Origin of the sequence: Duganella dendranthematis (assembly GCF_012849375.1) — a bacterium.
In the GTDB taxonomy this organism is placed as follows: Bacteria; Pseudomonadota; Gammaproteobacteria; order Burkholderiales; family Burkholderiaceae_D; genus Rugamonas; species Rugamonas dendranthematis.
In genome coordinates, this window is record NZ_CP051684.1 from 1,756,307 (window position 1) to 1,768,600 (window position 12,294).

13 protein-coding genes and 1 pseudogene are annotated in these 12,294 nt (G+C 62.3%); 5 read left to right on the plus strand and 9 right to left on the minus strand.

The genetic code is table 11. The features are described 5' to 3' along the window. Positions 1-22: 22 nt before the first annotated feature. Positions 23-430 carry a lactoylglutathione lyase gene (gene gloA / locus HH213_RS08150; protein ID WP_110845420.1) on the plus strand — a complete coding sequence of 136 codons (408 nt, stop codon included), beginning with the start codon at positions 23-25 and terminating at the stop codon, positions 428-430. Here gloA and HH213_RS08155 read toward each other — a convergent pair whose 3' ends face one another. The 6 genes from HH213_RS08155 to HH213_RS08180 form a co-directional block, all read right to left on the minus strand. Next, positions 431-1,327 (minus strand): SDR family oxidoreductase, encoded by an 897-nt coding sequence (locus HH213_RS08155; protein WP_169111920.1) that lies wholly within the window; start codon positions 1,325-1,327, stop codon positions 431-433. Positions 1,328-1,337: 10 nt separating this feature from the next. After that, positions 1,338-2,072: an SDR family oxidoreductase gene (locus HH213_RS08160; RefSeq protein ID WP_169111921.1), complete on the minus strand. Its 735-nt coding sequence runs from the start codon at positions 2,070-2,072 to the stop codon at positions 1,338-1,340. A gap of 142 nt (positions 2,073-2,214) precedes the next feature. Next, complete coding sequence (locus tag HH213_RS08165; protein ID WP_110845423.1) at positions 2,215-3,546, minus strand: TolC family outer membrane protein; 1,332 nt, start codon at positions 3,544-3,546, stop codon at positions 2,215-2,217. Positions 3,547-3,644: 98 nt separating this feature from the next. Next, positions 3,645-3,968, minus strand: coding sequence for a rhodanese-like domain-containing protein (locus tag HH213_RS08170; protein WP_110845424.1), 324 nt, complete (start codon positions 3,966-3,968; stop codon positions 3,645-3,647). A 10-nt stretch (positions 3,969-3,978) separates the two neighbouring features. After that, positions 3,979-4,632 (minus strand): protein-L-isoaspartate O-methyltransferase family protein, encoded by a 654-nt coding sequence (locus tag HH213_RS08175; protein ID WP_110845425.1) that lies wholly within the window; start codon positions 4,630-4,632, stop codon positions 3,979-3,981. A gap of 169 nt (positions 4,633-4,801) precedes the next feature. Continuing rightward, positions 4,802-5,446: a TetR/AcrR family transcriptional regulator gene (locus HH213_RS08180; protein ID WP_110845426.1), complete on the minus strand. Its 645-nt coding sequence runs from the start codon at positions 5,444-5,446 to the stop codon at positions 4,802-4,804. Positions 5,447-5,636: 190 nt separating this feature from the next. Between HH213_RS08180 and HH213_RS08185 the strand changes: the two genes are divergently transcribed. Beyond that, positions 5,637-5,843, plus strand: coding sequence for a hypothetical protein (locus HH213_RS08185; RefSeq protein WP_110845427.1), 207 nt, complete (start codon positions 5,637-5,639; stop codon positions 5,841-5,843). A 50-nt stretch (positions 5,844-5,893) separates the two neighbouring features. On the opposite strand, the pseudogene HH213_RS08190 reads toward HH213_RS08185, so the two are convergent. Both HH213_RS08190 and HH213_RS08195 read right to left on the minus strand, forming a co-directional pair. Next, positions 5,894-6,237: pseudogene (locus HH213_RS08190) on the minus strand (carboxymuconolactone decarboxylase family protein). A 28-nt stretch (positions 6,238-6,265) separates the two neighbouring features. Then, the gene (locus HH213_RS08195) at positions 6,266-7,039 is read right to left on the minus strand and encodes an SDR family NAD(P)-dependent oxidoreductase (RefSeq protein ID WP_169111922.1); all 774 of its coding nucleotides are present in this window, start codon (positions 7,037-7,039) and stop codon (positions 6,266-6,268) included. 116 nt (positions 7,040-7,155) lie between these two features. Between HH213_RS08195 and gcvA the strand changes: the two genes are divergently transcribed. The 3 genes from gcvA (at position 7,156) to HH213_RS08210 (ending at position 10,469) form a co-directional block, all read left to right on the plus strand. After that, positions 7,156-8,076 (plus strand): transcriptional regulator GcvA, encoded by a 921-nt coding sequence (gene gcvA / locus HH213_RS08200; protein WP_169115038.1) that lies wholly within the window; start codon positions 7,156-7,158, stop codon positions 8,074-8,076. 128 nt (positions 8,077-8,204) lie between these two features. Next, the gene (locus HH213_RS08205) at positions 8,205-9,968 is read left to right on the plus strand and encodes a hybrid sensor histidine kinase/response regulator (RefSeq protein WP_169111923.1); all 1,764 of its coding nucleotides are present in this window, start codon (positions 8,205-8,207) and stop codon (positions 9,966-9,968) included. A gap of 105 nt (positions 9,969-10,073) precedes the next feature. Further along, complete coding sequence (locus HH213_RS08210) at positions 10,074-10,469, plus strand: VOC family protein (RefSeq protein ID WP_169111924.1); 396 nt, start codon at positions 10,074-10,076, stop codon at positions 10,467-10,469. Here HH213_RS08210 and HH213_RS30530 read toward each other — a convergent pair whose 3' ends face one another. Then, positions 10,470-12,086 carry a methyl-accepting chemotaxis protein gene (locus HH213_RS30530; protein ID WP_169111925.1) on the minus strand — a complete coding sequence of 539 codons (1,617 nt, stop codon included), beginning with the start codon at positions 12,084-12,086 and terminating at the stop codon, positions 10,470-10,472. It abuts the gene before it with no gap. Positions 12,087-12,294 lie beyond the last annotated feature (208 nt).

The window sequence follows — 12,294 nt, forward strand, 5'->3', positions numbered from 1 at the left end:
CTTTTATCTACAAGGATTTACCATGCGCATTTTGCACACCATGCTGCGGGTCGGCGACCTGCAGCGTTCCATCGACTTTTACACCAACGTTCTGGGCATGAAGCTGCTGCGCACCAGCGACAACCCGGAATACCAGTACACGCTGGCCTTCCTCGGCTACGGCTCCAACCCGGACCACGCCGAGCTGGAACTGACCTACAACTACGGCACCACCAGCTATGACCTGGGCACCGCCTACGGCCACATCGCGATTTCGGCCGATGACATCTACAGCACCGCCGCTGCGGTAAAGGCCAATGGCGGCAACGTCACCCGCGAACCGGGCCCGGTCAAGGGCGGCAACACCGTGATCGCCTTCGTCACCGACCCGGACGGCTACAAAATCGAATTGATCGAACGCAGCTTCGACGGCCAGGGCGCCGGTCTGTAATTACACCAGGCTGGGCTTGAGCAAGTCGGCAATGCCGATGCGCTCGGCGAACTCGGCGCGTACCCGCTCGGCCACTTCGGTCACTGCCGTGGCGCCGTCGTCGACAAAGTCGGTGATCGAGCGGAACGGCCGGGTGCCGTGCGGCAGGCCGACGATGTAGGCGATGTCGGCCGCCACCGCCGCCGGATCGGCTTCCGGCGGCATCAGCGCGGTCAGCCGCGCGCCAACCTGATCCATCAATCCTTCATAGCGGGCGTCGTAGGCGGCGCTGGTCGCGGCGTCGGCCGGGTGGCCGGCGTTGGCGAAGTGGTCGGTGCCGGCGGTGAACGCACCCGGCACCACAATCGCCGTTTCGATGTTGAAGCGCGCCAGCTCATAGGCCATCGTCACCGCCATCGAATCCATGGCCGCCTTGGCCGCCGCATACGGGCCGAGGAACGGCGGGAAGCCGCCGCGCGTGGTCGTGCTGCTGACCCACAACACCAGCCCCTGCTGCTGCCGGCGCAACACCGGCAGCACCGCCTTGTTGACCCGCTGCGCGCCGAGGAAATTGGTGTCGAACACCTTGCTGATTTCCTCCGGCGTAAAGGCCTCGGTCGGGCCGATCACCAGGTGGCCGGCGTTATGCACCACCACATCGAGCCGGCCGCGCTCGGCGACGATGGTCTCCACCGCCGCGTCGGCCGACGCCTGCGACAACACATTCAGTTCCACCGCCCGCACGTCGGCGCCGTTGGCGAACGCCCAGTCGCGCAGCTCACGCACCTTGGCGGCGTTGCGGCCGCCGATATCGCGCATGGAGGCGTACACCGTGTGGCCGGCCAGCGCCAGCGCCTTGACCGACAGGTGGCCGATACCGGTGCCCGCACCGGTGACGAGCACAATCGACTTGTTCATGACCGCTCTCCTACACCATGCCACCGTTGGCGCGCAGCGTCTGGCCGTTGACCCAGCCGCCATCGGGCCCGGCCAGGAAGGACACGCTGCTGGCGATGTCTTCCGGCATGCCGAGGCGTTCCAGCGGCGCCATCTTGGCCAGGCGCTCGACCAGCTCCGGCGTCTTACCGTCGAGGAACAGCGCGGTCGCGGTTGGCCCCGGCGCGACGGCGTTGACCGTGATGTTCTTGCCGCGCAGTTCCTTGGCCAGGATGGTGGTCATGCCTTCGATGCCGGCCTTGGTGGCCACATACGCCGCGTAGCCGGGCAACAGCGTGCCGACCAGGCTGGACGAAAAGTTGATGATGCGGCCGCCGTGTTCCAGGCGGGTGGCGGCCTCGCGCATGGTGTTGAAGCTGCCTTTGAGGTTGACGGCCACCAGGCGGTCGAAGGTGTCGTCGTCGGTGGCGGCCAGGTGCGGCATCTGCGACGGCATGATGCCGGCGTTGTTGACCAGCACGTCCACCCGGCCCAGCTGGGCGATAGTCTGGTCGAACAGGCCGCGAACGGCGGCGGAGTCGGCCACGTCGGCTTGCAGCGCGATGGCGGTGCCGCCGCCGGCCGTGATGGCGGCCACCACCTTATCGGCCTCCACCACATTCCCGGCGTAGTTGACGACCACGGCAAAGCCGTCCTTGGCCAGGCGTTGCGCCACGGCGGCGCCGATGCCACGGGATGAGCCGGTGATGATAGCAACATGTTTCATGGTCTTGCTCCTTCGTTGGTTGGGATGTGTCTAGTATCCGCCTCTGAACAAATAGAATAAATCCATTGAAATTGCTATTACTATGCAGTTTTTACTAATAATGCAGGCTAAAAAAATGCCGGCGCTGAGGCCGGCATTCAGATTAGTGTTGCAGCAGCGCGTTGATCGGCTGCAGGTCCTCTTCCCGCAGCGAACCGGCCGCCGACTTCAGGCGCAGGCCGTTCATGATGGTGTCATAGCGCGCCTTCGACAAATCCTTCTGGGTCGAGTACAGCAGCTTCTGCGCATTCAGCACGTCGATGTTGATCCGCACGCCGACCTGATAGCCCAGCTTGTTCGAATCGAGCGACGATTTGCTCGACACTTCCGCCGCTTCCAGCGCCTTGACCTGGGCCAGGCCGCTGGTCATGCCGAGGAAGGACTGGCGTGCGATTTGCGCCGCCTGGCGCTTGGTCGCTTCCAGGTCGTTGCGGGCCTTGTCTTCCAGCGCGATGTTTTCACGCACCTTGCTGGTCACGGCAAAACCGCTGAACAACGGGATGTTCCAGCTGACGCCGACCGCCGTGTTGTTGCCGGTATTGCCGGGCTGGCCGACGCCGGTGTTGTACTGGTGGGTCTTGTTGGCCACCAGGTTCACCGTCGGCATGTGGCCGGCACGGCTGCGCGAGATTTCGCGCTTGGCGATTTCCAGGTTCAGGCCGGCGGCAACCACCGAAAAGTTCTGGCTCTCAGCCGAGCTGACCCATGGATCGACGGCGGCCGGCGATGGCGGCTCGATGGTCACGCCGGTGCGCAGCGGCGCCAGCTCGCCGGCACTCTTGCCGATCACCACCGCCAGCGCGGTGCGCTTGTTGTCCAGATCGTTGATGGCGGCGAATTCCTGCGCCACCACCAGATCGTAGGCGGCCTGGGCTTCATGGGTATCGGTGATGGTCTGGGTGCCGACCTCGAAGTTGCGCTTGGCCGAGGCCAGCTGCTCGGTGGTGGCGACTTTCTGCGCCTGGGTCGAGGTCAGGTTGTCCTGCGCCGTCAGCACGTCGAAATACGCCTGCGCCACGCGCAGGATCAGGTCCTGCTGGGCTTGCGAGAACGTGGCTTCCGAGTTCGCCTGCACCAGCTTGCTTTGCTGGTAGGTCTGCCAGGCGTTCCAGTCGTACAGCGGCTGCGCCAGCGAAATGGTGTAGGCGTTCGAATGGTATTTGGTACGCGAGTCGGTAACGATGCCGAACACCGTGTCCGGGCCCGAGTTGTAGCTGTTGTTGCGCAGATTGCTGCCGCTGGCCGAGATGTTCGGCAGCAGGCCGGAGCGCCCCTGGATAATGCGTTCTTCCCCGGCGACCAGCGAAGAGCGGGCGCTGGCGTAGGTAGCATCATTGGCCAGTGCCTGCTGGTACACCTGGATCAGGTCGGCCGCCTGTGCGTTGAGCGTCAGGAAAGCGCTGGCGATCAGCACGGCGATAAGGGGTCTCTGCATTGCAATCTCCGTTGGAGTCATCAAAAAGTTGAACAAATCAAAAACACTGCTACCTCGGCGCCCTGCTGGCGGCGCTGCCATCGACAGCGCCGGCCACGTTAGTACTTGGCCATCGTGCTATCGACTTGCAGCGCCCAGGCGTGGATGCCGCCGGTCAGGTTGACCATCTTGCCGAAGCCGTTACGCTCCAGGAAGGCGGCCACCTGCATACTGCGCGCACCGTGGTGACAGATGCAGACAATCGCCGCATCCTCATCCAGGTCGTCAATGCGCGCCGGTATGGTATTCATGGGAATCTGCACCGAGCCGTCAATGCGGCAGGTTTCAAATTCCCAGTTCTCGCGCACGTCCAGCAACATCGGGCTGGGCCGTGCTTCGTCTGCCAGCCAGTCGGCCAGCTCCAGCGCAGTAATCTGCTGCATGGTCGCCGCCTTAGAACTGGAACGTCGACGGCGCCACTGCCAGTTCCAACGCCTTGACGTTGGTCTCGAACAGGGTGCGGGTGTCGTAGCCAGCTTCGCCGGTACGGGTGATCAGCTGCGCCTTCATCGCCGGCGCCTGGCCGATGATGACGGCCAGACGGCCACCGACTTTCAATTGTTGCAACAACGCTTCCGGCAGCACCGGCAGCGAACCACCGACCACGATCACGTCGAACGGCGCGCCGCTGGTCCAGCCCTGGGCGCCATTGCCCAGTTCGACGGTGGCGTTGGTGACGCCGTTGTCGGCCAGGTTCTTGTCGGCCAGCGCCTTCAGTTCCGGCGCAATCTCCACCGACGTCACATGGCGTGCCTTATGCGCCAGCAGCGCGGTCAGGTAGCCACAGCCGGTGCCGATTTCCAGTACCGACTCATGCTTCTTCAGGCCCAGGTCCTGCAGCAGGCGGGCTTCGATCTTCGGCGCCAGCATCGCTTCGCCACCCGGCAGCGGGATTTCGATGTCGGCAAACGCCAACGCCTTGTGCGCGACCGGCACGAAATTCTCGCGTTTGACTACGTGCAGCAGCTCCAGGACTTCCGGGTCCAGGACGTCCCACGGACGGATTTGCTGTTCGATCATGTTGAAGCGGGCTTGTTCGATATTCATCTGTTGACTCATGTCGGGATTAAATAATCCGTCATTTTATCGTTGAACTGGCATGGAGGCACATATTAACGATTAGACGGCGGGATCGCGGGAAATTGCGACAGTCTGCATTTTCCGGGGGATGAACCTGCGAAAACGGCAACTTGGACGGAAAAAGAGCGCGGCGCGGTCACGGTGCGGGCGCCCGCAGGCCGGCCACCGTGGTGGCGATGAAGGTGTCCATGAAGGCTTGCGGCGTGATCGGCGGCATGTCGCAGGTGGGCATATACGAGTGGGTCCACATCATCAGCATCAGCACCGGGGCGATCAGCACCTGGGTCATGACCACCGGATCGACCGGGCGGAACTCGCCGCGCTCGATGCCGCGCATCAGCACCTGGGTGATCAGCCGGCTGCCGCGCGCCACCACTTCATCGTTGTAAAACTGCGCCAGTTCGGGGAAGTTATTGCCTTCGGCCAGCATCAGCTTAGTGATGCCGCCCAGCGGCGTGGCCCAGATTTCAGTCCACCAGCGCATCAGCAAGGTGCCCAGCAGCTCGCCGCTGGGGCCGTCGAAGGCGGCCGCGTCCTGCTCGGCGGCGCCGATGGTGACCACGATGTTGTCGCGCACCACCGCCTTGAACAATTCTTCCTTGTTGGCGAAATACAGGTACAGCGTGCCCTTGGACACGCCAGCATGGCGGGCGACATCTTCCAGCCGGGTGGCGGCATAACCGCGTTCGACAAACTGGTTCAGCGCAGCCGCCAGCAACTCCTGCGGCCGCGCATCCTTGCGGCGCTCCCAGCGTGGCTTGGTGTCTTGAGGGGCTTGCATGGGTGTTGTGAGCGTAACTTACTTATAAGTCATTAATATAAGCGCAAGGGGATGTCTAGTCAAGCCAGCCGAAAAAATGTAACCCGTCTTGCAAAATAATTAATCGCCCTCATATACCACGTGTACACCCATGCTGATGCGGTAGCCACTTTGGTTTATGCCAGGCGATGTGCAAAACCATGAGGCCAACATGCATACCTACACTCCCGACGGCATCGAGGCGTTTCGCGCCTACGCCGTGGCTGCGGCCGAAGAGCACGCAATGGCGCACGAACTGGCGCAATGCGCCAAGATTGAAAAGTACGGACTTCTCGCAGTGGACCTCTTCACACGCGTTAACGCGGCGCGCGCCAACACCCTCGCCGCTTTCAAGGCAGTCGAGCGTTTCAAGAGCTAGATCAGCACGAATTGATGACCTAGCCAGGCCGTCAGTTCGCGCAGACAAAGTTACTGCGCAGGCAGTTGCTGGAAGGCGTCCACCACGCGCGACGAGTACACCAGTGCCGCCCCGCGTTCAAGGCCACGGCGACACTGAGTGCTTCGGAAATCTCGCCCAAGGTGGCGCCGGCCTGCGCGGCCTTGCTGGTGTGCACCGAGATGCAACCGTCGCACCGTGTTGTCACCGCCACCGCCAGCGCGATCAGTTCATGCATCTTGGCATCCAGATGGCCGGTCTTGGCCGCTGCACCGTCGATAATGGACAGGCCGCGCAACACGTCCGGGGTTTGCCTGGCAAAGTCGCCGACGCGCTCCATCAGCGCGTCACGGTAAGTATTCCAATCTTGCATCATCTTGCATGCTCCTCGTTTGCTTAGGCGATTAATTGCGGCCAGCCATCACACCGCCATCAACGTCCCAGTTGGCGCCGGTGACCCAGCCAGCTTTGTCCGACAGCAGGAAAACCACCACCTCAGCCACATCTTGTGGGGTGCCGACGCGGCCGATCGGGTGGAAACTGTTAAAGCCTTGCAACGCGTCGTGCACTTCCGCCTTCGGGATAAAGCCCTCGTAAATCGGCGTTTGCACCACGGCCGGCGACACGGCGTTGACGCGGATATGCTTGGACGCCAACTCCATGGCCGCGTGCTGTGTCAGCGAATGCAAGCCCGCCTTGGCCATCGAATACGCGGAGGAAGGCGTCGCAGCGATCGCTTGCTTGGCCCACATCGAGCCGATATTGACGATCGCGCCCGGCTTGTTGCTGGCGACCAGATTAGCCGCCACTTTCTGCGTGATGAAGAACGCCGCCTTGTTCAGCTGCATGTACATGTCATAGTCGGCCTCGGCGTGTTCCAGGAACGGTTTTGGGAAGAACACCCCGGCTGCGTTGACCAGCAGGTCGATATCCGCGTGCTGTTCATCGATGGCCGTGAGTAATTGCGCCAGACCGGCTTCGCTCGCCAGGTCGGCAGTCAGTGCCCATACCTGCCCCAGCGCAGCCAGCTCCGCACTGGCGTCAGCCGTTTTTTGCGGCCGGTTGCCCACGATAACCACACTGCCGCCTTCTTTCAGCACGCTGCGTGCCGACTCGAAACCCATGCCGCTGGTACCGCCGACCACTAACAACTTCTTGCCCTTGAATTGATTGCTCATTACTTTTTCCCTTTTAATGAAAACCTCGTGGATTGGATGAACTGAAGTTTGGGCGTGCGGCGGCTAAATAACAAACCAGATAAAATGTTCCTCATTAAAAGAAAAACTTTATCTTGATGAAGATCCCGGTCCATCTCAACGCTCTCCGCGCCTTCGAAGCCAGCGCGCGTCACCAAAGTTTTTCCGCTGCGGCAGCCGAATTGAACGTGACGCCGGCGGCGGTCGGCCAACTGGTGCGGACGCTGGAGGATTGGCTCGGCACGCCGCTGTTTCACCGTACGGCCGGCGGCCGCGCGCGACTGACGCCAACCGAAGCGGCGGAGCACGCCCTGCCTGATATCCGCGCCGGATTCGACCGGCTTGGTTTGGGACTTGAGCGGCTGCGGGAAGGCTCGCTGAACGGCTTGCTGACCGTCACCGTTAGTCCGGCCTTTGCCGCCAAATGGCTATTGCCGCGTATCGACCGTTTCCAGACGGCCTGTCCAGATACCGACGTGCGGCTCGATACCAATCTCAAAGCAGTAGATTTTCTATCGCAACGCATCGACATCGGCGTGCGCTATGGCATGGGTAGCTGGCCGGGCCTCACGGCTGAAAAACTGATGGACGAAGAGGTGTATCCGGTCTGCTCACCAGAACTGCTGCGCGAGACCGGCCGCCTGAAAAATCCGGCTGACCTGGCGCACGAAACCCTGATCCATGACCTGTCCATGGATGGCCACGCGGAGTTCCCGACTTGGGCCGCATGGCTGCACAAGGCCGGGGTCGCGAATCCAAGCGGCTCGCGAGGAATGAAAATCAACAATTCTGCGGCTGTTCTGCAGGCCGCTGCCGAAGGGCACGGGATCGCACTCGCACGCAGCATCATGGCGCGCGATGACCTGCTTTCCGGCCGGCTGGTGCGTCTGTTCGGCGAGATCAGTTTCGCCTCGCCGCTGGCCTATTACGTCGTGTATCGCGCCGACTGTTCCGGCTTGCCCAGAATTCGCACCTTCCGCGACTGGCTAATGCAGGAAGTGCAAAGCGACCGTGCATAAGGCCAATGTATACTGTGGTTCCATATTATTTACTTTGATCAGGTCACTTCTGAGAGATCCGCCATGCTCGATAATCCTGTCGCCCTCGCCGCGAAGCCCCTCACCCGAGCATACTGCTGGAACAGCTGGTGGAGCAGCGCACCGCCGAATTAAGCCAGGCTTTGGCCGCCGTGGAAGCGCAAAAGCAGGAACTGGAAAGCGCGCTGCGACAAAAAGAGGAGATCCAGAACCAGCTTCAAGACGAGCTTAAAGACGCCCAGCTGCTGCATACCATCAGCGCCATGCTGGTCGATGAGAACTCGGTCGGCGAGCTGTATCAAAAACTGGTCGATGCCGCCACCCTGGTGATGCGTTCCGATTTCGGCAGCATGCAGCGCTTCGACGAGGAAGAAGGCAAGCTGCAATTGATCGCGCATCGCGGCCTCGATGAGTCGGCGGTGGAGTTCTGGCAATGGGTCCACGCCGGCCGTGCCACCACCTGCGGCAAAGCGCTTCAGCTTGGCCAGCGCGTGGTGGTGCCGGATTTCGAAGTGTGCGAATTTATTGAAGGCAGTGCCGATCTGATCGCCTTCCGGCAAGCAGGCGTCCGCTCCGCGCAATCGACGCCACTGCTGACCCGCAACGGCCGCCTGGTCGGGATGATTACCACCCACTGGACGCGCGTCTGCCAGCCGCGCGAACGCGACCTGCAACTGCTGGATATTATCGCCCGCCAGGCGGCCGACCTGATTGAACGCAACGCCTCCGCCGAAGCGCTGCGCTTGCAGTCGCAGCGCCTGATTGAGGCCGACCGCTACAAGGATGAATTTCTGGCCACGCTGGCGCACGAGCTGCGCAATCCGCTGGCGCCGATCCAGAACGGCCTGGCGCTGCTCAAGATCGGCAAGTCCGAGCAAGTGCCGCGCGTGCTGCCGATGATGGAGCGCCAGTTGGGCCATATGGTGCGCCTGATCGATGATTTGCTGGATGTGTCGCGGATCAGCCGCGGCATGATTACCCTCAAGCGCGATCGCGTCACCCTGAAAACCATCGTCGACAGCGCAGTCGAGACCAGCCGGCCGATGATCAATGCTGCCCAGCATAAATTCACCGTCACCATTCCCGGCGACAACGTCTGGTTGCATGTGGACCTGACGCGGGTGGCGCAGATCATCAGCAATCTGCTGAATAACGCCGCCAAGTACACCCCCTCCGGCGGCGAGATTGAACTGGTCGGCGAAGTGACCGGCTCGACCGTGCTGGTGAAAGTCCGCGATACCGGCATCGGCATCGCGCAGACCATGCTGCCCAAGATTTTTGAGTTATTTACCCAGGTGGACGGCACGGCAGAGAACGCCCAGGGCGGTTTAGGCGTAGGACTGGCGTTGGCCAGGCGCCTGGCGGAAATGCACGATGGCAGCATTGAAGTCACCAGCCCGGGCGACAAAGCCGGATCGGTGTTTACCTTGTCCCTGCCGGTAGACCACGCCGTCGCACTGGACCGCAATCCAGGCCAGCACCCTGCGTCCCACCCGGTGGGCAACGCGCTGCGCGTGCTGATTATTGACGACAATGTCGATGCCGCCGAAACGCTGGCACTCGTCCTCGGCGTCCTGGGTCACACCACCAGCGTGGTGGTGGATGCCCGCAAGGCGATGGCGACAGCGCTGGAATTCGAGCCGGATGTGGTGTTCCTCGACTTGGGCATGCCTCACCTGAACGGATTCGACCTGGCCCGGCAAATGCGCGGCGAAGCGGCGCTGAACCGCACCTATCTCGCCGCGTTGAGCGGCTGGGGCTCGGACGACGACCGCGCGCGCAGCCTGGAGGCCGGCGTCGACCGCCACCTCACCAAGCCGGTCAAGCTGAACGAAGTCGAGGAGCTGCTGGCGCAGCTGGTGCAACGACGCTAAACGCAAGCCCAGAAAAAAATTATTCTCCGCGTGTCGATTTCTTGCGGCATGATTCGTCATCAGATGGAGGGACGATTGTCCCGCAACTTTCTACGAGGAGACGTCATGAAACAAGAGATCATCTTCAACCTGCCGGTCAAGAACCTGGAGAAGTCCAAGGCCTTCTTTACCGCGCTCGGCTTCAGCACCAATCCGCAATACAGCAACGAGCAGGCGGCGTTCATGGACATCGTCGGCGGCGTGCACATCATGCTGATGACCGAGGGCTTTTTCCAGTCCCTGATCAACAAGCCGGTGGTCAACGCCGCCGAGGGCAACGAAGTCATCATCTGCCTGATGTGCGACAGCCGCGAGGAAATCGACAGCCTGATCGCCAAGGCCAGCGCCGGCGGCGCCCGCATCCCGCATCCGCCGGAAGACCATGGCTTCATGTACGACCAGGGCTTCGAAGACCTCGACGGCCACCTGTGGAACCTGGTCTGGACCGCGCCGCAGGACTGATTACGCGTGTGCCAGCAGCGGACGGCTAACCGTGCGTGATGCGCCGCTGCGGGGTGCGGCGCTGCGTTGCGCACCGCCACCGTCCAGCTTGAATGCGGCCACCGATTCGGACAGGCGCGCGGCCTGCTCCGACAGCGAGGCCGACGCGGCAGCCGCCTCTTCCACCAGCGCGGCATTCTGCTGCGTGGTCGCGTCCAGCGTGGCGACCGCCTGATTGATCTGGCTGATGCCCAGTTCCTGCTCGTGACCGGCGGCGCTGATTTCCACCATGATGCCGGTCACGCGCTCGATGCTGGCGACGATCTCGCCCATGGTGGCGCCGGCTTCGCGCACCTGCGCCACGCCGCCATCCACCTGCGTGACCGAGGCGCCGATCAGCGCCTTGATGTCCTTGGCGGCATCGGCGCTGCGATGCGCCAGGCTGCGCACTTCGGACGCGACCACGGCAAAGCCGCGGCCCTGTTCGCCGGCACGGGCGGCTTCCACCGCCGCGTTCAATGCCAAGATATTGGTCTGGAACGCGATGCCGTCGATCACGCCGATGATGTCGGCAATCCGGGTCGACGCCGCGCGGATCGACTCCATGGTGTTGATGACGTTGCCCACCACTTCACCGCCACGCGCCGCCACCCGCGACGCTTCCTGCGCCAGCTCGTTAGACTGGCGGGCGTTTTCGGAATTCTGGCGCACGGTCGAGGTCAGCTCTTCCAGCGAAGACGCGGTTTCTTCCAGGCTGGCCGCCTGCTCTTCGGTACGGCCAGACAGGTCGAGATTACCGGTGGCGATTTCGGCGGTGGCGGTGGCGATGCTGGCCGCGCCGTTGCGCACCGACAGCACGGTGGCGGCCAACTTGGTCTGCATGCCCTCCAGTGCGCGCATCAGTTCGGTCATCTCGTCATTGCCGCGCACGTCGATACGGTTGGACAGGTCGCCGTCGGCCATGCGCGCAAAGTGCGTCACCGATGCGCGGATCGGCACCAGGATCGAACGCAGCAGCGATACGCCCGCCGCCAGCATCAGCACCAGGCCGCCGACGATCGCGCCGCCGGTCAGCCAGCGCTGGCTGGCATACAGCGACTGGCTAGCGTCATATTGCCTGGTGTTGGATTTGCTCTGGAATTCGCTCAGCGCCTGCGCGCTGTCGGACAGTTTGGCAAACAGCGGCTGCATCACCGTCATGGTGATCTTGTCGGCCAGCACCGCATCCTTGGCGTTGAGCGCGCGCACCAGCGGCATAAAGCCCTGGTCGGCGAAGGCCTTGCGGTCCTTGTCCATCTGGTCGGACAGGAGCTTCTCTTCATCGTTCTGCGGCAGCGCCAGGTAGCGTGCCCAGGCCTTGTCGGACGCCGTCATGAAAGTTTCGGCGCGCGCCAGCGTTTTGCCCGAATCCGGCAATTCCGGATGCATGGTCACGCGGTCCAGCGCCAGCCGCGCGCGGGCCATCGCCAGTTGCGCTTCGCCGATGGCGATGGCCGACGGCATGGTGTTGTCGTTGGCGTCCTGCAGGCTGATGTTGACTTTCTGCATGCCATACAGGCCGCTGAGACCGGTGATCACAATCAACAGCCCCAACAGGGCCATGGTTGCGATGAGTCGGAATTTGATGGTGACTTTCATGATAACGCTCCATACCTATGCCAGCTGTAACCGCAGTGTGGGGAGTGCGCGAAGGCGCTGGACTCGGGCGGACAGGACGGCAGCGTAGTGGCTGCGTTAGAAGAGAGGAAACGAGGATCTGGTTTCGACAGCGGCGGATGAATTTCCGTATGGAATTAATTCTACGCCTATTAGGTGACAATTGGAAAGAATTTCTTGACTAGCAATT